Below are 26,617 nucleotides of genomic sequence, written 5' to 3'. Positions count from 1 at the left end.
TTTAATCTTTTGAAATTCATTAAACATTTGACATCATCATTTGGGCTTATATTCATAAGAAATTGGTTTTTGAGCCGTAATTAACTCAAAATTAGGTTGAATAAAATTAAAATAGAATTCACTTTTAATTTTTCGAATAAATAGTCAAAAGTACATTTGTTTTTGGATGAGTACTGAAATTTATCTTGTTTTATGCTTGCAGAGCCATAAAAAATTCGGTTTTTATTGTCAAGGTTTAATAATATTTTAAATTAATAAAAGACCCCTAATGTTCATTAAATTAGAAATGCGTGAACTGATTGAATCTGCAAAAAAAGAAAAAAAAGGATAGTTGTCAGGATAGCAACAGATTTTGCTAAATCGTATCTTCGAAGGAGAGGATAAACCAGCGAAGCCACGATATGTACTTTCGGGGCTTCGTTGTATCGGGGCTTCGCTGTATAAGTCATCCAAGCAGGCCCCTTAATCCATCGGCTTAATTTGATCAGGATAGGGGATCTGCTGTCCCGTAGCTTTGTAGGTCGGCAATTGAGCCTTCCAAGTCCGGAGCTGATCAGAAAGTAATTTGCTGAGCTCGCTGGTTTTTCCTTTCATTTTTGGGGCAAGGTTGTTGAGTTCACCGATATCTTGCTGCAGGTTGTAAAGTTCAAGCTTCCCATTTTTCATATCGTAAAGCAACTTATAATCTCCTTGTCTTATTGCCGAGAAAAAGTTGATTCCAGGGCCATCTGGCACTGTCCACTTGTTGGGGATATTCCATACCAATGGCCGGCTGTTCCAATTGTCGGACCTATTGCCTTCCATTAAGGGCAAAAGATTTTTTCCATCTGGTTTTTCCTGTACGAGCTGATAGTGATCTATTTTGGCTAAACTGAGAATCGTTGGAAAGAGATCTTCGACCATAACAGGGGTAGCATCTGTGCTTGCAGGGTGCTGCTTGGCCTGTTTGATCAACAGAGGAATCCGGATTCCACCTTCGTAAACCGACCCTTTCCCAGCTTTTAATGGTAGGTTCTGTGTATGGCTTGGTCCGGTGCGCATAGGGCTTAGGCTTAGTCCGCCATTGTCGCTAAGGAAAATAATGACGGTGTTATCGTATAGGTTTTTGTCTTTAAGAAATTGAACGATATCACCCATACTTTTGTCATAACCTTCGACCAGTGAAGCATAAGCTGCTTCAGTGGAATCTAAGCCGCGGTCGAGGTATTTTTGTACAAAACGTGGATCGGGTTGGATCGGGACATGCACCGCATAGTTGGAAAAATTAAGGAAAAAAGGCTCCTTACGGCGTATAGGCTCTTCCAGTGCCTTCAGCGCCTCCCGCGTTAAGGCTTCCGTTAGAAATGTGGATGTGCCATGGTATTCCATAAGATCGGGAACTGCCTGATAACCTGCTTTACCAGGAAGGTTACCGTAATTCTGCTCGCCATAGTAGTTTTGTGGGTGCCCAGCGGAGTGTCCTGCAATATTGACCATAAAACCCAAATTTAAAGGGCTGGCACCAGGTGTTCCGGCAGATCCCCAATGTGCTTTGCCCACATGAATGGTGTAGTAACCATTGGCCTTAAGGATGCTTGGAAATGGAGTAGCATATATCGTATGTGGTATATTGGGCACAGGACTTAGTCCGTTGATATTCCAATCCGGTGGATTCAACAATTCATCTTTGCTATCGGTCGGGGTGTCAGCTTTAGGATGGGTCCAATTGGTGACACGATGATGAGCAGCATTTAAGCCGGTCAGAAAGCTCACTCGGGAAGGTGTGCACACCGGTGTTGCATACGCATTGGTAAATTTAATGGCTTCTTTGGCCAATGTTTCCAGATAGGGGGTATGAAACTTTTCGTTGATCGGCGTTTTGACCTTGTAAAATGGTTCGGACATGTCCTGCCAACCGAGGTCATCCACAAAAAACACGACAATATTGGGGCGTTCTGTTGTGGATACCGATTGGTGCTTCTGCTTAACTTTTGTTCGGTTGACAGTTTGCGCATGGCCTCCTACACACATACCCATGAATAACACCGCAAGGGTGAACGATGAATTGTTTTTGCGAAATAACATAGGGACAGTTTATAGTTTGAATATCGGGACTTATTATTGATCCAACGTTTGTAAATCACTTTGTTTGCCATTTACCGTATTGTTTGAAATACTGCTATTTGCGACACGTTCAAAAAATAAGGGCTTTTTATTCCAATGAAATGCAGGATATTCCTTATTGGTCTTGATTTGATTGTTGCGAAAGACCAATCCATTGACTGATTTGGCGTAAAGAATAGGCTTATCGAAGGTTTCAAAGCGGTTGTCTTCGATGACGATATGGCTATGGAAGTATTTCTGCTGATTTTTTAAATCCGGAATTTCTGGATAGATCGATATAATCGCATTGGTAAATTGGAACATATTGGTCAAGGCATTGATAAAAGTATTGTTCCGGATTTGAATATCGTGGCAGCTACCCGTTTCGTACCAACCATTGGCATCGCCACACAGGAGAATAGCTGTACCTGAAGTATGATCAAAGCGGTTGTTTTCTACCAGGGTCTTTTTTGGCGTGCTGAATAAAGCACCTCGTGCTCGATTGTGGCGTATGGTATTCCCGCTAAATAGCACACGTGGCGTCCATGTGAGGTTTTCGATGCCAATATCCATTTTTGTTGGGTCAATAGCTGGGTCCAGCGGTTTACTTAACGTGATCTTGAATTCGCGGATTGGGTCTGTGTTTTTCTCGCGTAAAACGCTAATGGATTGGATCTTATTTTTCTGGTCCCAGAGTTCCATTGTACTGGATCGTATAAATTGAACGGTATCCCCCTGGTAGCCCCAGTCAAAGCCGTAGGATTGATCGTGCATATAACGACCGATCAATGTTTTGTCATCTAGTCGTTTGGTGATCTTCAGGTAGGTACCATGGATATTGATGGCATCATCCATCATATTTTCATACAGTCCATTCTTCGATACAATAACACCCTTGCAACCCGAAAAATGTGTTGCGTCGGCCTGAGCTGTAAAATAACGCGGATCCTGATCGCTGCGAAGTGCAATTCGGAAACCTTCCAATGTGATGTTGTCCGTTAATTGAGCTAGCAAACCCATGCCTTCGGCGTAATGGACGGCGATATTTTCAAGTCGTATATTTTTTCCTTTATGGACAAATATGCCCGGATTGGGACGAAATCCCGCGCGCATGGCAACGACGGTACCCGGTATAAGCTTGCTGTTCTTCCATTGCTGCGCTTGAATAATACCCTGAGAGAGCTCTTTCACTTTGGTTGTGCCCACGCGGATATCGCTTGTATTATAGACTATCCGTTTGGTCTTTTCTTCAAAGGCAATCCCCGATGTCGGTCTCAGTTGCCAGCCTTCACCGGTATTGTAAAATATGCTGTCTTTGATCGTATAGGTTACCCAAGGTGCAGTTTGATAAGTAATTGTACCGTTGATTGTATCGTTTTGTAAAATCTTGACCTGGCAGATCTGAGGGCGCTCAAAATCGATGTGGATATTTTTCAACGTGAGGTTTTTATTCTCGATCAATGCGATAGGTAACATGCGTCCATGATAGATAAAGTCTGATCCTTGTCCATCAATTGTGATGTTGTCGCAATTTTCAAATGCCATACCTACGGTTTTGGGGTTGTCCTGATCGTGATTGGAGATGTAGTATTCGCGGGTTAGCGCCCCTTCTGGATGAAAGTCATAACGTCCCTTTTTGAATTTTAAAATAATAGGTTGTTTCTTGCCAATCTTGCTGAAGATGGATTGAATAGCTTTATTGACCAATGCCGTACTATTTGTGCCCGTGTTGGGAACAACACCATAGGTGGAAAGATCGATACTCTTCGTTGCGGACTGTGCAAGGCTGTCAAAATAAATAAATGGTAGGAGAAGGATAAGTAAATAAGGTTTTAGGATGTTCATGATGTCCTGCTATTGATAAATTGGTTTATATCGCACAAGTTCCCTATGGGATTGGCTTGTCGAATATAGGGATAATCGTTCAACATCCAAATTAAGTCGTAAAGCGTAGCGTTTTTTTTACGCACTACATCAATCAACATTTATCTTGCAGTTCAAAGGTAAATGGTATGCTTTTTACCATCACAGTGAATTGTCACAAAAAAATGGCGAATTCAACGATGGGCTTCATTCCATCTGCGTAGACCGCTTGGAGTACAACAAGGACGGCAGTATCAAGAAGGTAAAGCAGACTGATTTATTGACAGGTCCCAAATAATCGATGGGCGCGAAGACAATATGTTGCCAAAAAAAATTAACTTTAGGGGGCGGAACAACTGTTTCGCCCTTAAACCATCAAATACTTAATTGTTTAAAATGCTAACGAAGAATATCAAACGTAAAACCAATACATTGTTACGCACAATATGTTGTTGTTCTCTTCTTTCGGTCAATATGCTAAAAGGTTTTTCCCAGGCTAAAATGACGAAAGATTATGTTGACTATGTCAATCCTTATATGGGCAACATCAGCCATTTATTGGTGCCAACCTATCCAACAGTCCACTTGCCAAACAGCCTTTTGCGCGTTTATCCTGAGCGTGGAGACTATACGTCAGACCGTCTGTTCGGTCTGCCGCTTATCGTTACCAGCCATCGTGGAAAATCGGCATTCAATCTTAGTCCCATGGTGAAATTGCCAGGCAGTTTGAAACCGGTACAACTGTATAGTTACGATCAGGAGGAAATACATCCGTATGCCTATTCGGTGCTGTTGGATCAGGAGAATATTCAGGTAGACTATGCGCTGTCGCATCAGTCGGGGATGTATACCTTTACGTTTCAAACAACTTCTACAAAATATCTTCAGTTCAACTCGCAGGAAGGAAAACTTCAATGGGACGGACAGGGACTTTCGGGTACACAGGATATTGGTAATGGAACGCATGTGTATATTTATGCTATTCCCGAATCCAAGCCTGTTGCGGTAAAGCGACTGCAAGGCCAACAACTTGAAAATGCAACAGAAGCTGTTGGTAAGAATTCGTGTATGGTATTGGAGTTCAATCAGGCAGGGACTAGCTTGCGCATGAAATATGGTGTTTCATTTATCGATGTCGCACAGGCAAAAGCCAATTTAAAGCGTGAAATCAGCGACTTTGATCAAAAGAAGCTGGCTGAAAAAGGCCGTAAAATATGGAACGACGCTTTAGGTAAAATTGCCGTGGAAGGCGACAATGAGTCCAATAAACATGTGTTTTATACCTCCTTATACCGCACCTACGAAAGGCCAGTCAATATTTCTGAGGATGGCCGTTATTATAGTGCGTTCGACGGTAAGGTCCATCAGGACGAGGGCAAACCTTTTTTTACCGATGACTGGATCTGGGACTCCTACCGGGCACATCATCCATTGCGGGTACTGTTAGAGCCTGGCACAGAATCCTTGATCCTCAATTCTTTTGTCCGGATGTCTGAACAGATGGAGCAGCCTTGGTTACCTACTTTCCCTGAGATTACAGGTGATAGTAGACGGATGAATTCCAATCATGGTGTAGCAACTTTGTTGGATGCTTACCGCAAAGGAGTACGTAATTTTGACATCAAGAAAGCCTATCTGGCAGCAAAAGGTGCGATTACAGAAAAGACGCTAGCTCCTTGGTCGGGAAAAGCCGCGGGGAAATTAGACGAATTTTTTAAGGAGAAAGGCTATATTCCAGCATTATATCCAGGTGAGAAAGAAACGATACCAGAAGTAAACGGTTTTGAACGGAGACAGCCTGTCGCTGTAACCTTGGGTACCTCTTACGACTTATGGTGCTTGGCACAGCTTGCTCAAGAATTGGGTAACCAGGCTGACTATGATCTCTTTATGAAGCAATCTTTCAATTATAGAAATCTTTTCAACGAACAGACCAAATTTTTCCATCCCAAAGATGACAAAGGAAATTTTATCATGCCTTTTGATTATGTGTTTTCTGGCGGACAGGGAGCACGGGAGTATTATGGTGAAAACAATGCGTGGATATATCGTTGGGATGTACAGCACAACATTCCGGATCTGATCAAATTGATGGGGGGAAATGAATTGTTTGTCAAATACCTTGATGAGATGTTTCAGCAACCTTTGGGTCGGTCGAAATTTGATTTTTATGCGCAGCTTCCCGATCATACAGGTAATGTTGGACAATTTTCCATGGCGAACGAGCCGGCTTTGCATATTCCTTATCTCTACAATTACGCCGGACAACCTTGGATGACACAGAAACGGATACATAAACTGATCGGTGAGTGGTTTAGAAACGATCTTATGGGGGTACCGGGCGATGAAGACGGTGGAGGGATGTCAGCTTTTGTGGTCTTTTCCCAAATGGGCTTCTATCCTGTAACACCAGGTCTGACTTCCTACAGCATCGGCTCTCCATTTTTCCAGAAAGTGAGCATGCAGCTTCCTAATGGCAAGTCTTTTGTAATTATCGGCAAGAATGCATCTGCAAAAAACAAATACATTCAATCGGCGAAATTAAATGGGCAGCCGCTGAACGTTCCACAGCTGACCCATGCCGACGTGCTGAAAGGTGGCACATTGGAATTTGTGATGGGGGATAGAGCAAATCGAAATTGGGGAAACTAACATAGCTTGCTTACCAGCATAATCACGCCAGAAAGTAAAAAAGTAAAAAGCGCTGTTGATCATCGATCAACAGTGCTTTTGTTATAGATAGTTGTTTTCCATTAGCTATTTACAATTAACCCAATTAATAGTCCATTAATAAAGTATTAATGGAACATATAAGTATTTGTTTTTAATATAACAACAGCGTTTCAGCTTGGATGCAGCCGGTTGCATTGTTTTTTATACTAAAAAAGTGACAAAGTGAATTTCAATAAATAAAAGACAATCGATTGCGTTATTTGCGCAATCGATTTCGTGACACCATTGTTTTGTTCCCATAAAATATCCCTCTAATTTAACGTACTGAACCAGTCACTCTAATACTAAACTGACAGACTCAATTTTACTAACTATTTAATTATGATTTCAAAATTTACAAGTAACCAAAAGGTAAGCCTGCTTGCTATTGCTCTTCTTGTTGCGTCTTCGCAAAATTTGTGGGCCGAAGAAATGCCGATTGCATTTAAACATACAGCAAAAGAGGCCGCTCAGAACCAAGTTACCGGGAAAGTAACCGCAGAAGATGGTCCTCTTGCGGCTGCGACTGTTTCGGTCAAAGGGACATCGGTATCGACATCGACAGATGCAAAGGGAACATTTGCAATTCGAGCTAAAGCGGGAGATATTTTGCTTGTTAGCAGCGTTGGCTACAAAACCAAAGAAGTGACAGTTACAGGAACGACCCTATCAATTCAGCTGGAAAGTAATAATGAGGCTTTGGAGGAAGTGGTCGTTGTGGGATTCGCTAAACAAAAGAAAGTAAATCTAACTGGTGCTGTACAGGCGATCACGTCAAAGGATCTACAGGACCGTCCCGTTACAAATGTATCCTCAGCGATCCAGGGTAAATTTTCGGGTGTAACAATTACTCAAAATTCAGGACAGCCCGGTAAAGACAACGGTACGATCCGAATCCGTGGCCTAGGTACTATCAATAATGCAAATCCGCTTGTTATTGTCGATGGAATAGAAAGCTCGATGAATAACATCAACCCCAACGATATTGAAAGTGTTTCGGTACTGAAGGATGGACCTAGTGCAGCAATTTATGGATCTAAGGCTGCAAACGGCGTTATCTTGATTACGACGAAAAAGGGCGGTAGTGGCAAGCCGCAATTGAATTATACAGGCTATGCCGGTATTCAGGATCCAACACGTCTACCGGAATATATGAACTCTTATGACCATGCTGTCATCTTAAACGAGGCTCTTAAAAATGAAGGGAAGACGCAGCGTTTCTCCCAGCAGGATCTAGAACTTTTCAAAAATGGATCTGATCCGGACGGTCATCCCAATACAGATTGGTTAGGGTTGTTGTATAAAGGGTCAGGTTTCCAGCAATCGCATAATTTGCAGGTTACAGGAGGAACAGAAGATGTGCAGTATATGGCTTCCGGAGGCTATCTAGGGCAGAAAGGTGTTATTAAAGTAGCGAGTTCGGACCGGTATAATTTACGCACAAATGTGGGGGCAAAAGTGTCTTCCAGGCTTCGATTTGATTTAGGGCTGGCGTATAACTATCAACGTATTACCGAACCCGTAAACCCTTATACAGGTGACATGGCACAGATCTTTAGACAGGTAAATCGTATTCCTAGTTTTATTCCATACAAATATAGCAATGGTGTGTATGGTCGTGGTAGCGACGGTAACCCAATCGCTTGGATGGATCTGGAGGCAAAGGACAATATGATCAATAAACATACGCAGGTCAATTTCTCCGGTGAATTTAAGATTATGGATGGATTGAAGATCAAACAAGTTGTTGGCTTTCAACCGATCGACAATATGTCTTCCAAATTCGTCAAAGACATCCAATACTATGCACCGAACGGTGATTTGGGACCTAAGCAAGGGGTGAATAATCTGACTGTTTACAACTTTCAATCTGAACGATTGACTTTTCAAACCTTGTTGACCTATGACAAAAAGATTGGTGACCATCAGATCAATGTTTTAGGTGGTTTTATGGATGAAACATTCCGTGCGGATTACTCCAGTGCTTATGCACAAGGTTTCTTAAATAATGATTTTTCAGAACTGAATTTGGGCAGCAAAGACGGAATGAAAGTCGATGGGGGAGCCAAAAAGCTAATATTACGCTCTTTCTTCGGTCGTATCAATTATGCATTTGCGGATAAGTACCTATTGGAAGCCAATGTGAGACGTGATGGAACATCGCGATTCTTGGGAAGCAATCGTTGGAGTACATTCCCGTCTTTCTCAGCAGGATGGCGTATTTCTCAGGAAGATTTCTTTAAAGAATCCTCGTTGTCTGATGTAATCTCAGAATTGAAATTAAGGGGCGGTTGGGGTAAACTAGGAAACCAACAATTAGCGGCAACATCAGACAATTCATATCCTTCTTCAGACGCTTATTATCCAGGCTTATTTACCATTTCTCCTGGTTATAACTATTCTTTTGGTGGTGAGATCAGTTCCGGTGGAGCCATCGTAGAATCGGCAAACCCAATATTAAAATGGGAGTCAACGACAAGCACCAACATTGGTTTGGACCTGAACTTCAAAAATAATCTAGGCTTTGTATTTGAATACTTTGACCGTAAAACTGATGGGGTATTGTTAAAACTGCCTGTATCGAACTTATATGGTCTTCCAGCACCTTACCAAAATGCAGGGAAAGTACAAAATAATGGGGTAGAGCTACAAGTAAATTATCAAAATAGTATCGGAGATTTCAAATATAGCATTGCCGCAAACGGTTCTTATATCAACAACCAGATTAAAAAATGGGCGAGCGACGAACCACAGGTCAATGGAACTTTCTATATCTATGAGCAGGGCCGACCAATCCGTTCGTTTTATGGCTACGAAACAGCAGGAATCTATCGTTCGGATGAAGAATATAAAAACAGTGGCATTCAAGGCGTAAATGGAACTGTAGGTGCTGGTGATATTATCTATAAAGATCAGAATGGCGATAAAAAAATCGATGGAAATGACCGTGTATATCTAGGTTCGCCTGATCCGAAATTCATCTTTGGTCTGACGTCCAATATGAGTTATAAAAACTTTGATCTGAGCCTATTCTTCCAAGGGGCCGCTAAAGTACAGGGCTATCTTTGGGGTGAAGCCATTGGCGGGATCTCGGGATCTGATAAACCGACAACCATTTTTGCAGATCGTTTCAATGCAGAGACCAATCCAAATGGATCGATGCCGAGGGCATTGACCAGTTGGTCACAAAATAGTCCTTCAGGCACTCCTTCCGATTTTTGGATACAGAATGCAAGTTATGTCCGCTTGAAGAACATTACCTTCGGTTATACCTTACCAAAAACGTTTACGGATAGAATCGGTATTAAAGGGGCCAAGGTATACTATAGTGGGCAAAACCTCTTGACTTTTACTGGTTTTGCTAAAGGATTTGATCCGGAGGCTCCAGCGGATTCAAGAGGTAATTACTACCCACAAGTGAAAACAAATGTGTTTGGTCTTAACGTAAACTTTTAATTGAAAATCATGAAACTTAGAAATATAACGATTGCATTGAGCGTAGCCACCTTATTGTTCTCTTGTCAAAAACTCGATCAGGAACCGTTGGATGCCTATAATGCCGATAATTTTTGGAAAACGGAAGCAGAAACCGATTTTGCTGTAACAGGTTTGTACAGCGGTACAAGGGGAAGCGACGGTAAGCTGGCCGAAGGATCTGCTTGGGAAGACGGTACACAGATCTTTTACATGGACTGTACTTCGGATAACTCCAATAGTGATTTCCCTTGGGAAGGATTCCAAGCTTTGGGAAATGGGACGGCAACACCGACAAACTCTGGAAACGCAGAGGCACGCTATACGTACGAGCATATCCGTCGTGCTAATTATATCCTTGAAAATATTGAAAAATCGCCGGTTAATGCTGAAAAAAAGAAACGGCTGACCGCTGAGGTACGCGTCATACGCGCATATAAGTATTTTGATATGGCGACCTTATTTGGGGGAGTACCTATCATTACGAAAACTTTGACCACAGAAAATTCGTTCGTGCCTGCAAATACGCAAAAAGAAGTATTGGAATTTGTGGAAAAAGAATTGAAAGAAGCTGCAGCAGATTTGTCGTTTGCTAAGGGAGGCGGGCGGATGTCAAAAGGTGCCGCCCTTGGTTTGTTGGCTCGCTGTTATGCTTTTGAAAAGAAATATCAGGATGTCATCAATACAACACAGGAGATCATCTCTTCGGCTAATTATAAATTATTCGATGATTATGCAACCCTATTTGAAGAGGCAAATGAAAACAACAGTGAGGTTATGATGAATATCGAATATTTGGTAAATGTTCAAGGATACACTTCACTCGGTATTATGCTGCCTAATTCGATGGGAGGATGGGGGTCTATTGTACCAACACAGAGCTTGGTAGATGCTTACGAAACTGCCGATGGACAGACTATTGATGAGTCGAAATCTTATGACCCTGCCAATCCCTATGAAAAAAGAGATCCACGCCTGAGTGCAACAATTGTTTATCCAGGAGCACTGTACAATGGTAAATATTTCGATCCATTAAATCCGAAATCGGAAGATTATCCATCTGGTCCAGATAATGCATCTAGCACAGCTTACAACTATAAGAAATATATCCAAAATCCGAGCAGTTATGCGAACATTTGGAACGTGGGTACCAACATTATTGTGATGCGTTATGCCGAAATGCTTTTGTTAAATGCGGAAGCAAAGATTGAATTGGGGATCATTGATAATAGCGTATATGACAATATCGATCTGGTTCGTCTACGCGCAAAGATGCCAAAAGTAGATAAAGCAGTTTACAGTGGTCAGAGCAAACTGCGTGAGTTGGTACGTCGCGAGCTGCGTGTAGAATTCGCAGGAGAAGGACGCCGTCGCTTTGATATTATTCGTTGGGGAATAGCCAAAGACGTAATGAATGGTCCTGTAAATGGTGCGCTGTCCAAAGGTACGGTCGATCCTAAAACAGGCAAAGTTACGTATACTTCGTTAACTGATCGTTTTTTCTCTGAAAATAGATCGTTCAAAGCTGGAAAAAATGAATTGTGGCCAATTCCGCAAGCTGTAATCGATAACAGTAAAGGAACGTTGAAACAAAATGTAGGGTATTAATTTTCTGCCGCTATATTTTTTACGAAGCAAGCAAGCAAGCAAGCAAGGCGGTTAAGTGATATACTCACTTAACCGCCTTTTTATTGTCATGTTATATTTCTAATTTTTTTGTGTAATTTTTTGTGGAAAAAGAAAAAATGATCATCTTATATTAAGTATGTCCTACTTTAGCGCGATACGCAGTAGACAGATCAATTATGAATTATATAAACTGAGATAGATGAAAAGTGTTTTATGCGCACTTGCGGTAACGATTATCCTAATCTTATCGTTTAATAAACTTGTTTATGATGATATGCCCGTAGCCAACACTACGATAATATTGACCGAAGTAAATCGTCATAAACAAGACGTCAGAAGTATCGCAATGACCGATAGTAATTTTTCGGATTTAAGGTTTTTTGATGCTATGCTAAAAAACAATAGAATCTTGATGTTGGGCGAAATGATGCACAATGACGGTGAAACTTTTAAAGCAAAAGCCAGGATTATCCGTTATCTCCACGAACACCTGGATTATGATGTTGTTTTATATGAGGCAGGGCAGTATGATATGTGGATGATGAATGCACAGATGGACACCCTAGTGGATAAGTCGCAGGAAAAAACGATCGGCAGCACTGGGCTATTTGACTTCTGGTGGAAAAATCAGGAAAATCAGCCCCTCTTAACATATTATAAAAAAACAAAATCAACGGAGCGTCCAATAATCCTCGGCGGATTTGATATCCAATTTTCAGGCAGGGGCTTATCAAATATACGCGTAAAATTATTGGAAGATTTCCTGCTTAAAAATAGCATAGATTCGACCAAATATCCTTTATTGAAAAAAAATAGCAACAGGCTGGAGTATCTAACTTATGAACCTTTTGCCAGTAAACGGCTCAATGCGAACGAAAAAAAACAGTTTCTGGCAGAACTGGATGAGTTGAACCGTAGGATCCGCAGCGGCGTAAAAGACTCAGAACATTTGATCTATAGTCGGTATCTGTCTGATATGAAAAACAACTTTGACAAATCTTGGCGCTTTATAACTGGGTCGATGCAGAGCATGCATTTTAGAGATTCACTGATGGCGGAAAATCTAACCTATCAGATCGATTCGCTTTACGCCGGCAAAAAGATTATCGTCTGGTGTGCCAATATCCATAGCTTTTCTGCTCCATACAATAAAGATTATCGGCCGCTTGGGACTTATATAAAGCGTAAATATGGCGCTCAAGCATATAGCCTGGACTTTACTTCCTATGGACGATACGATAAAACTGGCCGTGTTGTCGATAGAGTGGGTAAGTTGGCGGTGGAAAATGTATTTCATGCCACTAAATTGCCTTATTTCTTTTTAGATCTTCGGGAGTTGTCCAACAATAGTATTTTAAAACAGAATTTTAGTTCAGTCATCAATCAAGGGATTGATGAAGATAGAAGGTGGCACGACTTTATCGACGGCATTTTCTATATCGATATCAATAAAGATCCAATTTACCGGTAACACCAATGGAAAGTATCCTCACAAAACAACTTAGCTTTAAAATAGGCGCGAAAACAATCCTGGATAACATCAGTCTGCAGGTACCAGAAAAGGGTATTTATGGCTATCTCGGGCGAAATGGAGCCGGAAAATCGACAACAATCAAGCTACTTTTAGGTCTTTTGGAGGACCGGACAGATGCGATTTTTATTCAGGGAAATAGTCTTAGGACAAATCGAACACGTATCTATACGAATGTTGGAAACCTGATCGAATCGCCTTGTTATTATACTAAGTTAACCGTTTTTGAAAATTTAAAGTATTTGGATATCATTCATAAAAAAGGGAATAAACGCATTGATGAAGTGTTGGAAATGGTTGATCTTCATCGGGAGAAAAAGAAAAAAACGAATGCTTTGTCTATGGGTATGAAACAGCGGTTAGGGATTGCAATGGCGATATTTCATGATCCCCAATTACTCATTCTGGATGAACCATTAAATGGTCTCGACCCACAGGGTATTGTGGAAATGCGCAACTTGTTTTGTCACCTCAATGAACAGGGTAAGACGATCTTTCTTTCAAGCCATATTTTGAGTGAGCTTGAAAAAATAGCAACACACATTGGTATCATAGAAGGTGGGAAAATGATTTTCCAAGGAACTAAGCATGAGCTGCTGGGACAGGTTGACCGAGAAGTGTTCTTACGGACATCCAATCCTGCTGCAACAGTTTCTATTTTGCAAAATGCAGGTTTTTCTACCGTTAAGATCGATGGTCAAAATGTTGTCGTCAGTATAGGGGATGATCAACAATTTGATTTTGTGATCAAATCATTGGTTGAACAGCAGATTGCTATTTATGGGCTGGAATCCCGTGGTGCTGACCTTGAACAAATTTTTATAAACCTAATCGCTCGTGCAAATGGCTAATACATTTTATACTGCTTTTTTGTCTGAAAAGTACAAACTTCTTCGTAACAGGGAAATTTTTGGGGTCTTGATCGCACCTATGCTGCTCATTTTTGCGATTGCCGGTTATATTGTTTATGATGTTATAGATTCAGGAGGGGCAGTGGCGGTTCCTAACCCTTGGAAACTTCTGCTTGGCAGATATGTTTTTCAGTTTTTTTACCTGCTCTATCCCATCCTTGTTGCTTTATTCGTCTATGCCTGTTGTGATGTCGAGTATAAGAATAACAATTATAAAATACTCTTTACCCTACCCATCAGTAAATCGAATATTTTCTTTTCCAAAGCCGTCTTTATCCTGTTGACCTTACTGTTTTCAATACTCTTTGCTTACGCTGCATTTCTGATCAGTGGTTATCTGCTCAGTCTGATTTACCCCGTACTGGGGTTTCAGAATTATGATTTTAGGGTCGTAATCTTTTATACGTTTTTGAAACTTTTTATTACGCTCTCAGCTATCGCTATGATTCAGCTTGCCCTGAGCCTATTGTTCAGAAGTTTTATCTACCCAATTGGAGTAGGCATGTTTATGTTGGTCTTTTCCGTGCTTGTCGCACAGAAGAGTTTTTCAGATTTTATCCCTTATACAGGTGCCTATAATGCGGTAATGAATATCTTATCCGAGAATGATTCCTTTGCACGACTAGACTATAGCAACATGGTGATGGTTATTGTATTTCTATTGATCAGCTTTTATCTATTTAAACGAAAGGGGCAGTTTTAACGTTTCGTTCGTGCATGCCCCCTGATCGGCTATTTTTTGTCAAATTCTTTTTTATAGGCGCTTGGTGACTGTCCATATTTCCTTTTAAAGGCCGACGCGAAGTAAGATGCTGATGAAAAGCCGACACTACTAAATATTTCGTTGATGGTTAGACCCTCAGCCATCAGGCTTTTGGCTTTCTTTAATCTTCGTTCCACAATATACTCATTGACACTGCAGTCGAGCAGCTGTTTCACCTTACGATAGAGCTGAACGCGTGAGAGATGGAGGTCGTTGGCAATCCCGTCGACGCTTAACCGCTGATCCGATAACTTGGATTCGACAATGGCGGAGAGATTGTTTAGGAATCTTCTGTCGCTATCGTTGACCTGTTCGGCTTGAGTACGCTCAAACTGTTCGACGTTGCTGCTATATTTTTCTTTAAGCTGATGACGCGATTGAAGGATATTTGAAATACGTATCCGCAGCAGTTCGGCATTGAATGGCTTAGTAATATAGTCATCGGCCATTAATTTGCTCCCCTCAAGCATGGTTTCTTCATTGGCAAGTGCACTCAGTAAGATGACGGGAATATGTGCGGTCTGATAAAAGGCTTTGATGTCTTTCAAAATATCCAGTCCGCTTCCATCAGGAAGCATAATATCGGTGATCACCAGGTCTGGAAAATGTGTCTTCATCATACTAGTGGCTTGCTGGGCATCCTTCGCCAGAAACAGGTTGTAATCCTGTTCCAATAACGAGCGGAGATAGTCTCTGATTTCATCATTATCTTCGACGATCATAATGCTCTTCGATTTGTTGGATCGAAAAGAAAGATTGTTGTCTACCACCTTTGCTGTCGTGTCCAGTAGATCTTGTTGCTGAAACAATGGTTTTTCTCCACTGTCGAAACCGGCCAGTTCAGCAGGTTCATAATGACCGTTCCCAATTGGCATACGTAGGGTGAAGATCGACCCATGGCCGGGTTTGCTACTCACAGTGATTTGGCCATGATGCAGTTCGATGATCTGTTTGGTGTAGGCGAGGCCGATTCCGGAGCCATTACGGCTACTGGCGCCCTGATAAAAAGGATCAAAAATGTGCTCAATATCACTTGGGGCAATCCCCAGGCCATTATCCAATACCCGTAGATAGAAATAGTCTTTGAAATTGTTTTCTTCCAATATAATTTCAATTCTGCCACTTGCCGCCGTATGTTTGATCGCGTTGGACAATAAATTGGATAAGACCTGTTCCATGAGGTATTCGTCCATCCAAACCTCTTTCAAGCTTGTTTTGTTGACATAACTGACGGAGATCCTGTTTTTCTTAAATAAGGGCTTGAAACTACCTATTACCTGCTGAATAAATGGGTCAATGTAAACGATGGCCGCATGTAGCTTAATCTTCGATTTACTGATGCGATGGATATCAATGAGGTCGCTGACCAAACGTTGTAGTTTTTTTGCATTCCGTTTGATGCGTGACAGCTGTTCTCTGACCTCTTCGGTAAGATCTTTTCGTAATTCAAGGTCCTCGATAGGCGCGATGATAAGGGTTAGCGGGGTTTTAAATTCATGCGAGATATTGGTGAAGAAATTATTTTTGATTTCTGCCGCTTGCTGAATTTGACTGTTCATTTCGACGATCTGTTTTTGTTGCGCAAGAATCTCGCTATTCTGGATTTCCAGATGTTTGTTCTTTTCCCAGTTGCTTCTGATCACGATAATAGAAATTCCCCCAAAGACAACAGCTAGCACCAAGCTAACGACCAATACATTAAGAACGGACTTTTGGCTTTGGTAAATCTTATTCTGTTCCGTAATGAACTCCTGTCTTTTGTCAATATCGAGCTGCTGTTGTTTTATTTTATCCGACTGCAGGGCAAGCAACTCCGCGTTGGTCTTATCGATAACAGAGGTTGCGAGTATATTCTCGCGGCGGTAGTTTTGGTGGTTGATGATAGCCAAGGCCGTTCGAATGGCTTCGGCCCCGCCAGTAGGATAGAGTATGGAAGCAAACATTTTGCCCTGTATGATCTGTTCAAGGCCATTTCCGGGACCAGGAAGAGCATCAACACCAATTATCTTAATATACTTTTTGATCTGGGCTTCGTCCAACGCTTTTTTTACCCCCATGGCCATCTGATCATTGAATGTAAAGATGATATCACTCTGGCTCATGACGTTTATATGCTTACGCATTTCCAGATAGGCTTTATTTTTCTCCCAGCCGCCGTGAATGACGCCGCTCACCCGCACCGCTGTGGCATCTCCAATTTGCTGCATAAAGCCTTTTTCACGCTCTATTGAAGCCGAAGTGCCCGATAATCCAGTAACCAGGCCGATCGAACCATTGTTTTGTAAAATGGTGCGGCTATACTGGCCCGCCAGTTTTCCGATAGCAAGATTGTCTGCCCCCACATAGGCATTATATTGGCCTGAGGATGTCTTACGGTCAGTTACGATGACGGGTATATTGCGTTGAAATACCGAATCTACTATAGGGGTAAGGGGCTCGGCCTCATTTGGCGATACAATCAGAAGATCGATATCCTGTTTGACTAATTCCCGAATTTGATTAATCTGGACATTATTGTCGCCATGGGCATCTCGATAAAGAAAGTCAATATCCGGATTGAAGGAAAGTTCCCTTTTCATTTCTTCGAGCATGGTTTGTCGCCAGGCATCATTTCCGATACACTGTGAAAAAGCAATAATCCGCTTTTTCTTCTGGACCATTGGTTGACATCCACAAAAAAGAAGCAGGATCAATATGCCACCATAAATGAAATATTTTCCCATGATTTTTTTCCCTTCAATATCCGAATATACATTATTTAGTTTTTTTAGGCTAACCTCGTCTTTGTTAGTGTATTCTTTACACTGATATGGAAACTTTCAAAAATGTATCATTTTCTAAATTTTCTGTTTAAAAAGTGAAAGTTTTAAAAAGTAATACTAGTGTAAGTTTCAGATTTTTAGTGTTTTAATGTTTTTTAAAAAATGTTACATAAATAAATGTTTTTGCGAAGCTCAAATTTAAGTTAAGATGAAACCAGGTTTAAATTTGGATTAATCAATTATAGATCATCACATGAACAAAAACACGGTACTAGCTTGGTCCTTTGTAGTGGCTTTAGGCGGATTTTTATTTGGATTTGATACAGCGGTTATTTCAGGAGCAGAAAAGGCCGTGCAGGAACACTGGCATTTAAGTGAGTTTCAGCATGGATTGACCATGGCCATTGCATTGATCGGAACAGTTGTTGGAGCAGCGCTGGGTGCACTGCCTTCAGATAAGTTGGGGCGTAAGAATACTTTATTTGCGGTTGCAGCTCTTTACTTTATCTCAGCAATAGGCAGCGCATTGGCGAATGACTGGACGACATTTATTTTATTCCGCTTTTTGGGTGGTATAGGCGTTGGCGTCTCTTCGGTAACTGCACCAATCTATATATCGGAAATATCTCCGGCGGCATCGCGTGGAAAATTGGTCGGACTTTTCCAGTTCAACGTCGTATTGGGGATTCTGATTGCCTATCTGTCCAATTACTTTATCGGTCAGGTAGGGGAGGAGTCCTGGCGTTGGATGTTAGGCGTACAGTGTTTTCCGTCGTTATTATTCTTCGGTCTGATCTTCCTTATTCCGGAAAGTCCAAGATGGTTACTGCTGCACAGGGGTAATTTAGCTGAAGCAAAACGAATTATGAAAAAAATCAACTCGGATGGTTACGAGCTGGAGATTTCAAAAATTCAGGAGTCCAAAAACAATACAGCAGGGGAGGGCAAACTCTTCGTTCGCGAAAATGTCAAACCTATTTTATTGGCCTTTTGTTTTGCGCTATTCAATCAGGTTTCAGGTATTAACGCAATTATCTACTATGCCCCCCGTGTATTTGAAATGGCCGGCTTGGGCTCACAGAGTTCATTGCTTTCAACAGTTGGGATCGGGGTTGTCAATTTTATTTTTACGTTGCTAGCGATCAATTTCATCGATAAGGTCGGTCGAAAAAAATTAATGTTGGTGGGCTCCATTGGACTGATTGTTTCTTTGGCACTCGTTTCCCATGCTTTTTATACCAATCAAACGACGGGTTTTGCGATCACCATCTATCTGATGAGTTTTATTGCCTTTTTCGCATTCTCGCAAGGCGCTGTGATTTGGGTGTTTATTTCGGAAATTTTTCCGAATGATGTCCGTGCTAAAGGACAGACATTCGGCAGCTTGACACATTGGGTGATGGCGGCAATTATTACCTTTTGTTTTCCTGCATTGACGGAAATGCTCGGCGGGGGCGGTACCTTCTTGATCTTTGCCCTATTTATGGTTTTACAGCTTATCTATGTGCTTAAGTTTATGCCGGAGACAAAAGGGAAGTCACTGGAAGACCTTGGGCATACCATCAATCTACATTAGTCTTTAGCTGGACTAAACGAATAGGCGTCGGAGTAGCCATGGCGCGACTGGCGCCTATCGAAAGCTATTTAATCAATGACATTATGATAGCAAGTCGTGTGTATCTATTGTCAACATTGAACTTAAAGGGAAATATAATAATCAATTCGTTACATGGCTTTTGGCGCTCGGCCGAAGCTTTGTGAAAAAAGAAGAAATATGAAAAACGGAGAAAAATCAATACAGGGTATTTGTTTTGGAGAGGTACTTTGGGACAATCTTCCTACAGGTAAAAAATTGGGCGGTGCACCTTTGAATGTGGCTTATCACCTCAATAAACTGGGCGTTACGACGCGTATGCTAACACGCATAGGGCGTGATGAAAATGGTTATGAACTACGTAAGGTATGTGAGGATCTGGGCATTCCGACCGATTTTTTCCAGTACGATGAGTTATTGCCTACCTCAACCGTAGAGGTTTCGATCGATGCTAAACGCGATGTGCATTACGATATCGTTTATCCGGTAGCTTGGGACAGAATAGCAGTAGATAGTGCTGTTCTGGAAGCAGTTGCAACGGTGGATTTTTTGGTATATGGAAGTCTAGCCTGTCGGGATGAAGTAAGCTTCCAAAGTTTGCTGTTATTGCTTGAAAAAGCCCGCTTTCGGGTGATGGATGTCAACCTGCGTACACCTTATTTTGGTCCTGAAAAAATACATAAGTTGTTGGCATACGCTGATTTTGTGAAAATGAATGCCGAGGAACTGCATGTTATTTCCGACTGGAATGGCGCTACGGAAGCCTATACCGATCAGCAGCGTGTAGACTTGATCATGGCCCGTTTTGCAATTCAGGAGGCAATTGTAACCTATGGTGCAGATGGAGCTGTGTATCATTATAAAAAAGATAATATCAGTTATCATTTCCCGGCCTTGAAAGTTCAGGTAGAAGATACAATCGGAAGTGGTGATTCGTTTTTGGCGGCTTTCCTCACCAAAAGGTTTCAGATGCAGGAGGGTGTTCAGCTGGAGGAAGTACTGGAATTTGCGGCGACCTTAAGTGGGTTTGTGACGCAGAGCCGGGGGGCTTGTCCTGAATATAACAATGAGGTCATCAATCGATTCCAATGGTTGCATCCGATCTTCAATGGAGGCCAGAAGCAACAGTAAGTATACTGCTTCTTAAAGAAGCAGTATACACGCTATCATCATAAAATAATCAATCTAAATAATTAACCATTTACGCATAACCAATTATGTTTACAAGACAGAAAGCAATGCTGCTCCCGTCTTTGGCACTTTTTTCTGTTGTCGCATTTGCGCAGCAGACTGAAATCCGGGGAAGAATTACGGATAGTGGAACAGCAGCACCTATAGTGGGGGCATCTTTAGTGGTGAAGGGAACCACAATAGCTACCAAGACAAATGAAAAGGGAGAATTTGTCCTCCAGACATCGGGCAATCAGGGCACATTAGAAATAAGTTATGTCGGCTATGCCACGCAGACAATTGCTGTTGCCGGAAGAAAGTTCCTCGATATTCAGCTTACGAGCACCGAAAAAGGACTGGATGAAGTGGTCGTTACGGGATATCAAACCGAACGGAAGAAGGACTTGACTGGTGCAGTGAGTGTTGTGAATGTTGCTGAGATGATGAAGGCTCCAGAAAATAACGCAATGAAATCCCTGCAAGGAAGGGTAGCCGGTATGACTGTAACTTCGGATGGTAGTCCAAGTGGAGCGGCAACAGTGCGTATGCGCGGAATCAGTTCGATCAATAGTAGTCAGGATCCCTTGTATGTCATTGATGGAACCCCCACACAGGGCGGAATGCACGAACTCAATTCGAATGATATCGAAAGCATTCAGGTTTTAAAGGACGCTTCTTCGGCGAGTATCTATGGCTCGCGTGCAGCCAATGGTGTTATTGTCATCACTACGAAAAAAGGAAAGCTAGGTGCCCCTAAACTTACAGTAGACGCCTACGCCACCAGTACGCATTTTAATAATCGCATGAAAGTGCTCGACGCACAACAATATGGTCGTGCCCTATGGCAGGCAACGATCAACAGCGGTGGCAATCCAAATGGAAACAATATTGGTTATCAGTTTGAATGGAATAACGATGCGAATGGCGTGCCTCAGCTCAATACTGTTTTTGTTTCCAAGTATATTGATCGTGAGCACACCATGTATGCTTCAGATACCGATTGGTTTAAGGAAGTTTCGAAACCAGGATTGCAGCAGTCATACAATGCGACATTGAGCTCCGGAACAGAAAAATCCAGCTCCTTTTTCTCCTTAGGTTATTTGCACAACAATGGCACACTCCGTTACACGGATTTCCAGCGAATATCCGCCCGGATGAATGCTGACTATAAACTGTTTGATGGGAAACTGGTTGTTGGAGAGAATTTTACGGTAAACAACACGGGTGAAGTGCAGGTCCCCGGCGATGTACTTGACCTTTCGTTGAAAGCTTTACCGATTATCCCCGTGCATACGGTAGATGGAATGGGCTGGGGGGGACCAGCATTAGGAATGAACGACCGTCATAATCCCATGCGTGTACTTTACGACAATAGAAATAATAAATACAATTATTGGCGTTTGTTTGGGAATGCCTATGCCGATCTACAGCTGATAAAAGATCTGCATGTTCGAACCAGTTATGGCCTGGATTACAGTAATTTTTACAAACGTAATTTGGAAGTATCCTATCGTTCGGGATTTATGAATAGCAGCCGGAGTGGGGTTAATATGGAACAGTCCCATGGAATGAAGTGGACTTGGTCCAATACGGCGACATATCGGAAACAGATTGATAAACATACCTTAGATGTGCTTGCCGGTATGGAAATGAACCGTCAGAATGATATCAATTTTAATGCCTATACTGCCGGAGATGGCGCCTTTGCCATAGAGACACCTGAGTATATGTGGCCAGGTGTGAGTACGGGCACAGCGGCAGTAGGCGGTGGCTCTACGGGATTCTCGCTGTTATCCTATTTTGGAAAGGCCAATTATTCCTATGATGACCGCTATCTAGCTTCCTTCACCGTGCGGCACGATGGTTCTTCCCGCTTCGGTAAAAATAACCGCTTTGCAACTTTCCCGGCGGTAACAGCGGGGTGGCGGATTTCGTCCGAGCGTTTTATGGCAAGTACGAAAAACTATATTTCGGACCTCAAGCTGCGTGTTGGATGGGGGCAGACAGGTAACCAAGGTATAGGTAATCTGGCTACCTATGCGCTTTTCGTTCCCGAATATGGTGTTGCTGATCCGACATGGAACATCGTGGATGGCACAGCATACGATCTCTCAGGCGCAGGAACGGGAAAATTACCGTCGGGATATCGCAAAATCCAAACAGAAAACAATGACCTGAAATGGGAAACCACAACGCAGACGAATATAGGCTTAGACTTTTCATTGTTTAATCAAAGTCTCTATGGTTCGATTGACTGGTATGTCAAAGCAACCAAAGATATGTTGATCAATCCAGCCTATATCGGTGTGGTTGGAGAGGGCGGTTACCGTTGGGCGAATGGTGCCTCCATGGAAAATAAAGGTTTGGACCTATCGGCTGGATATCGTAATAAAACATCGTTTGGACTGGATTATGATGTGATGGCTGTGTTCTCTACCTATAAAAACAAGGTGACACATTTGCCCGAAGCGGTAGAAAACTCCTATGGAGGTCGTCAGGGAGATAATATTATCGGCCGGCCGCTGGGATCATTCTATGGCTATGTCACCGACGGTATTTTTCAGAATCAGGACGAAGTGGATGCGCACGTCAATCAGACCGGTAAGGGGATAGGGCGTTTACGTTACGTCAACGTCTATGATGCGGACAAACAGATTACGGATATGGACCGTACCTGGATCGGTAGTCCACATCCTGATTTTTCCTATAGTCTCAATATTGTGCTGAAATATAAAGGGTTTGACCTGTCGGCATACTTTCAGGGGGTACAGGGGATAGATGTCGAAAACTGGCTGAAAAAACAAACAGACTTCTGGAGTGTGGATGACGTCAATTCCAACAAAGGCCTGCGGTTGCTGAATGCATGGACCCCACAAAATCCAACGTCGACGATTCCGGCCTTACAAACGACAAACAACAATGACGAGGGCCGCCTGTCAAATTACTTTATCGAGAATGGATCTTATATGAAACTCCGGAATCTGTCTCTGGGCTATACCTTGCCAACAGCAACAGCCTCACGCCTGCGTATGAGCCGGCTAAGGATCTATGTCACCGGTCAGAACCTATTTACCGTTAAGTCAAAGAATTTTACAGGTGTAGATCCTGAAAATGTAGGTTGGGGGTATCCAATTCCAACGACCTGGACAGCTGGGGTAAATATTGGATTTTAAAAAGGGGAGAAATAAGGCTATACACTTATAAATAATTTATACGGATGAAAAAAATAACCACTAAAATAGCGATACTTATGGTTCTTGCTGGACTACTTCCAGGATGTACCAAATTTTTGGATCAAACACCCAATGGTGTGCTGAGCTCCGATCAGGTTAAGGAGCCAGAACGATTATTGACAGCGACCTATGCCGCTTTGGGCAATGATCATTATGACGTCCCTTTTAGCTTATGGCCCTACGGTACGGTTCGGTCGGACGATGCTTATAAAGGCGGATCGGGGCCACAGGATATCCAGACCTTTCATTTTCTTGAGGTCTCAAATAACATTACAACCAATTTCGCGGAGTTGGATAAATTGTGGTTTCAGTTGTACGTTGCAATTTCGCGTGCCAATACAACAATCAAGACCATACAGGAAATGGACAATTTCGATGGGAAGGAAGAAAAACTGGGTGAAGCACGCTTTCTTCGGGGGCATTTTTACTTTATGCTCAAGATCCTTTTCAAATATGTGCCTTATATCGATGAAAATGTACCAGTAGACAGCTATGAAACCGTATCGAATAGAGCTCTAAGCAACGATGCATTATGGCAAAAGATTGTAGCGGATTTTCAGTATGCGGTAGATCATCTTCCTGCTGTGCAAACGGAGGTCGGTCGGGCCAATCGTATCGCCGCTGCGGCTTATCTCGCCAAAGCCTACCTGTATAAGGGATACCGTCAAGACAATGCCGAACGTAATATGGTGACGGGTATCGATGCGGGAGATTTGGAAAAGGTTGTACAAAATACGGATATTGTGCTTTCATCGAACCATACGCTGGAAACCGACTTTGCATTTAACTTCTTGCCGGGCAAGTATGAAAATGGGACAGAAGCGCTGTTTTCAGTTCAGTTTTCAAAAGATGACGGGACAAAATTTGGGCGTGTTAACTTTTCTGATGTACTATCTGTACCTATGGGGCTGGGCTGTTGTGATTTCAATAAACCGAGTCAAAGCCTTGTCAATGCGTTTCGCACAACGGGTAAAGGTCTACCTCTGGATAATTATAATGCGTTGAATAGCTTTAATACCTCCGAGAAGTACGACCCGAGGTTATTCCATACAGTTGCAATTCCGGGCTTACCGTACAAGTATAGTAGCAAAAGAACATACGAAGAAAGCTGGAATCGTAATCCGGCGGAGTATGCTGTTTACGCCTCGTTAAAAGAAAATGTAGATCCCGACTGTGATTGTTTTGTCCCTATGGTTCCCTTCTATGCGAATACAAAGAATCGAATTGTATTGCGTTTTGCCGATATGCTGTTGATGCGGGCAGAGGCGCTTATCGAGCTGCATCGTTCGATTGAAGCACTGCCATTGATCAATCAAGTGCGTACGCGCGCAAAAAATAGCACCTCACTTACGGGATATGCAAATGATAAAACGCTGATCGAAACGTACAAAAATGGAGATAATATTGTATGGACCGAAGAAAATGCCCGGAAGGCGTTACGTTGGGAAAGACGTTTGGAGCTTGCAATGGAAAATGGAAGATTCTTTGATCTGGTACGTTGGGGAATTGCAGACCAGGCCATGAATGCCTATTATGATGTAGAAAAGTCACGTCGATCTTATTATTCCTCGGCACATTTTACAGCAGATAGGAATGAATATCTGCCGATTCCCGAAGCACAGATCAGATTAAGTAAGTATCTGTACAAACAAAATCCAGGCTATTAAACAGGCATTTATTGTTGAACGATTAGTATAACCAATTATTCCAATGAACACATTAAACAATTATATAAAAGTAGGGATTACCATCCTGCTTATCGGGCTTCTCGCTGCCTGCAAGCGTGATGCGGATAGTACACTCAATTTGAGTGCAGATGTAGATGTACTTTCTTTCAAGGTCGGCAATACCATTGGGAAAGTAGATCAGGCAAAAGGTACCATTCTTGTTATGGTTCCTGAAGGTACAGATCTTTCGGCGGTGGCTCCGACAATTGAATTGCCCAGCAATGCAAAGGTTTCTCCAGCTTCAGGCATCGCCCAAAATTTTTCATTTTCTGGCACAACACCGATTACTTACCGCGTTTTTAATGGTAATCTTTTCAATACCTACCAGGTAACCGTCAAAGAAATCAAAGCAGAAATAACGGCATTCCGCATCGGAGAAAAAGTAGGGATCATTGATCAGAAAAATAAAAGCATTAAAATTTACCTACCCCTGGGGACAGACCTAAAGAATCTATCACCTGCGATAGAATTTACAGCCGGAGCAAGCATAACGCCCAATCAGAGTGGGCCCGTAGATTTAAGTTCCCCCATAAAATACAGCCTTGCGTATATGGGGCAGACTTTCCAATACACGGTAACTGCCCTATTGGGTACAGAACCCAAACAAATCTTTATGATTTATAATGGTGAAACCAGCGTTCCACATTTCGACGGGTTAGGGGTGAGTACGGTAGATTCACCTTATCCCAATCCGAAAACCACTGGAATTAATGCAACACCCTTCTGTGCGTCTTTTGTACGGGACAATAAAACTGGTGAAGGCTGGCACGGTGGAGCGCTCTGGAATGCAAATAAAGTGACGATCAATCCGGCAGAATACGGGCGTTTCTCGATGATGGTATTGAAAGATGTAGCTGGTGATGTGCAATTGGAAATTCAATCGGATGGCGAACAGAATAAAGATTGGTTGCGTGCCAATTATTCGAAAGATCATGTCGGTGAGTGGCAAGAATTGGTTTTTCAGATTCCTGCCGGAAGAAAGGCTATCATTAACAATATACTGGTAATGCCACATGAGCATCCTAATGGACAGCCCGTGGCATTTCCTACCCAACGGATGTACTGGGACGAATTGAAGGCATTACCTAAAGAGTAATCGAATACAAACAAAACAAGTTATTATAAAAAGCAAAAATGATAGCTAATCCAGGGATTAATAGAAAGAT

Annotated in this window: 15 protein-coding genes; 12 read left to right on the top strand and 3 right to left on the bottom strand. The window is 42.2% G+C overall.

Annotation, left to right across the window (positions count from 1 at the left end; translation table 11 throughout):
- Positions 1 to 462 precede the first annotated feature (462 nt).
- Both B3H30_RS06775 and B3H30_RS06770 read right to left on the bottom strand, forming a co-directional pair.
- Positions 463 to 2,064 carry a sulfatase gene (locus B3H30_RS06775; RefSeq protein WP_286732449.1) on the bottom strand — a complete coding sequence of 534 codons (1,602 nt, stop codon included), beginning with the start codon at positions 2,062 to 2,064 and terminating at the stop codon, positions 463 to 465.
- 33 nt (positions 2,065 to 2,097) lie between these two features.
- Positions 2,098 to 3,927, bottom strand: a complete 1,830-nt coding sequence (locus tag B3H30_RS06770) for a right-handed parallel beta-helix repeat-containing protein (protein WP_286776990.1) — start codon at positions 3,925 to 3,927, stop codon at positions 2,098 to 2,100.
- A 145-nt stretch (positions 3,928 to 4,072) separates the two neighbouring features.
- Between B3H30_RS06770 and B3H30_RS06765 the strand changes: the two genes are divergently transcribed.
- From B3H30_RS06765 to B3H30_RS06735, 7 genes are all read left to right on the top strand, one after another.
- Positions 4,073 to 4,243, top strand: a complete 171-nt coding sequence (locus B3H30_RS06765; RefSeq protein WP_158638917.1) for a hypothetical protein — start codon at positions 4,073 to 4,075, stop codon at positions 4,241 to 4,243.
- Positions 4,244 to 4,341: 98 nt separating this feature from the next.
- Positions 4,342 to 6,597, top strand: a complete 2,256-nt coding sequence (locus B3H30_RS06760) for a GH92 family glycosyl hydrolase (protein ID WP_286776989.1) — start codon at positions 4,342 to 4,344, stop codon at positions 6,595 to 6,597.
- Positions 6,598 to 6,999: 402 nt separating this feature from the next.
- Positions 7,000 to 10,113: a SusC/RagA family TonB-linked outer membrane protein gene (locus B3H30_RS06755; protein WP_201639549.1), complete on the top strand. Its 3,114-nt coding sequence runs from the start codon at positions 7,000 to 7,002 to the stop codon at positions 10,111 to 10,113.
- Positions 10,114 to 10,122: 9 nt separating this feature from the next.
- Positions 10,123 to 11,739, top strand: coding sequence for a RagB/SusD family nutrient uptake outer membrane protein (locus B3H30_RS06750; RefSeq protein WP_286776988.1), 1,617 nt, complete (start codon positions 10,123 to 10,125; stop codon positions 11,737 to 11,739).
- Between the two features lie 220 nt (positions 11,740 to 11,959).
- Positions 11,960 to 13,231 carry an erythromycin esterase family protein gene (locus B3H30_RS06745; protein ID WP_286833766.1) on the top strand — a complete coding sequence of 424 codons (1,272 nt, stop codon included), beginning with the start codon at positions 11,960 to 11,962 and terminating at the stop codon, positions 13,229 to 13,231.
- Between the two features lie 5 nt (positions 13,232 to 13,236).
- Complete coding sequence (locus tag B3H30_RS06740; protein WP_070567420.1) at positions 13,237 to 14,142, top strand: ABC transporter ATP-binding protein; 906 nt, start codon at positions 13,237 to 13,239, stop codon at positions 14,140 to 14,142.
- Positions 14,135 to 14,905: an ABC transporter permease gene (locus B3H30_RS06735; protein ID WP_286833765.1), complete on the top strand. Its 771-nt coding sequence runs from the start codon at positions 14,135 to 14,137 to the stop codon at positions 14,903 to 14,905. The genes B3H30_RS06740 and B3H30_RS06735 overlap by 8 nt, the downstream gene beginning before the upstream one ends.
- A gap of 29 nt (positions 14,906 to 14,934) precedes the next feature.
- On the opposite strand, the gene B3H30_RS06730 is transcribed toward B3H30_RS06735, so the two are convergent.
- Positions 14,935 to 17,688 (bottom strand): hybrid sensor histidine kinase/response regulator transcription factor, encoded by a 2,754-nt coding sequence (locus B3H30_RS06730; protein WP_083296011.1) that lies wholly within the window; start codon positions 17,686 to 17,688, stop codon positions 14,935 to 14,937.
- A 292-nt stretch (positions 17,689 to 17,980) separates the two neighbouring features.
- On the opposite strand from B3H30_RS06730, the gene B3H30_RS06725 reads away from it, so the two are divergent.
- The 5 genes from B3H30_RS06725 (at position 17,981) to B3H30_RS06705 (ending at position 26,547) form a co-directional block, all read left to right on the top strand.
- Positions 17,981 to 19,303, top strand: a complete 1,323-nt coding sequence (locus B3H30_RS06725; RefSeq protein ID WP_070567416.1) for a sugar porter family MFS transporter — start codon at positions 17,981 to 17,983, stop codon at positions 19,301 to 19,303.
- Between the two features lie 198 nt (positions 19,304 to 19,501).
- Positions 19,502 to 20,452, top strand: coding sequence for a carbohydrate kinase family protein (locus B3H30_RS06720; RefSeq protein ID WP_070567649.1), 951 nt, complete (start codon positions 19,502 to 19,504; stop codon positions 20,450 to 20,452).
- An 86-nt stretch (positions 20,453 to 20,538) separates the two neighbouring features.
- Positions 20,539 to 23,664 (top strand): SusC/RagA family TonB-linked outer membrane protein, encoded by a 3,126-nt coding sequence (locus B3H30_RS06715; protein ID WP_286833764.1) that lies wholly within the window; start codon positions 20,539 to 20,541, stop codon positions 23,662 to 23,664.
- 44 nt (positions 23,665 to 23,708) lie between these two features.
- Positions 23,709 to 25,391, top strand: a complete 1,683-nt coding sequence (locus tag B3H30_RS06710) for a RagB/SusD family nutrient uptake outer membrane protein (RefSeq protein ID WP_286833761.1) — start codon at positions 23,709 to 23,711, stop codon at positions 25,389 to 25,391.
- Positions 25,392 to 25,434: 43 nt separating this feature from the next.
- Entirely contained in the window at positions 25,435 to 26,547 is a 1,113-nt protein-coding gene (locus B3H30_RS06705; protein ID WP_075991618.1) for a hypothetical protein, read from the top strand.
- The last annotated feature ends 70 nt before the right edge of the window (positions 26,548 to 26,617 follow it).

The sequence above is a fragment of the Sphingobacterium sp. UBA7038 genome (assembly GCF_002494055.1).
In the GTDB taxonomy this organism is placed as follows: Bacteria; Bacteroidota; Bacteroidia; order Sphingobacteriales; family Sphingobacteriaceae; genus Sphingobacterium; species Sphingobacterium multivorum.
This window is presented reverse-complemented; position numbering and strand designations above follow the sequence as displayed.

Bases quoted from the DNA above. Each gene is read 5' to 3' on its own strand.
- B3H30_RS06775 (WP_286732449.1), bottom strand. From the start codon at position 2,064: ATGTTATTTCGCAAAAACAATTCATCGTTCACCCTTGCGGTGTTATTC.
- B3H30_RS06770 (WP_286776990.1), bottom strand. From the start codon at position 3,927: ATGAACATCCTAAAACCTTATTTACTTATCCTTCTCCTACCATTTATT.
- B3H30_RS06760 (WP_286776989.1), top strand. From the start codon at position 4,342: ATGCTAACGAAGAATATCAAACGTAAAACCAATACATTGTTACGCACA.
- B3H30_RS06755 (WP_201639549.1), top strand. From the start codon at position 7,000: ATGATTTCAAAATTTACAAGTAACCAAAAGGTAAGCCTGCTTGCTATT.
- B3H30_RS06750 (WP_286776988.1), top strand. From the start codon at position 10,123: ATGAAACTTAGAAATATAACGATTGCATTGAGCGTAGCCACCTTATTG.
- B3H30_RS06745 (WP_286833766.1), top strand. From the start codon at position 11,960: ATGAAAAGTGTTTTATGCGCACTTGCGGTAACGATTATCCTAATCTTA.
- B3H30_RS06740 (WP_070567420.1), top strand. From the start codon at position 13,237: ATGGAAAGTATCCTCACAAAACAACTTAGCTTTAAAATAGGCGCGAAA.
- B3H30_RS06735 (WP_286833765.1), top strand. From the start codon at position 14,135: ATGGCTAATACATTTTATACTGCTTTTTTGTCTGAAAAGTACAAACTT.
- B3H30_RS06730 (WP_083296011.1), bottom strand. From the start codon at position 17,688: ATGGGAAAATATTTCATTTATGGTGGCATATTGATCCTGCTTCTTTTT.
- B3H30_RS06725 (WP_070567416.1), top strand. From the start codon at position 17,981: ATGAACAAAAACACGGTACTAGCTTGGTCCTTTGTAGTGGCTTTAGGC.
- B3H30_RS06720 (WP_070567649.1), top strand. From the start codon at position 19,502: ATGAAAAACGGAGAAAAATCAATACAGGGTATTTGTTTTGGAGAGGTA.
- B3H30_RS06715 (WP_286833764.1), top strand. From the start codon at position 20,539: ATGTTTACAAGACAGAAAGCAATGCTGCTCCCGTCTTTGGCACTTTTT.
- B3H30_RS06710 (WP_286833761.1), top strand. From the start codon at position 23,709: ATGAAAAAAATAACCACTAAAATAGCGATACTTATGGTTCTTGCTGGA.
- B3H30_RS06705 (WP_075991618.1), top strand. From the start codon at position 25,435: ATGAACACATTAAACAATTATATAAAAGTAGGGATTACCATCCTGCTT.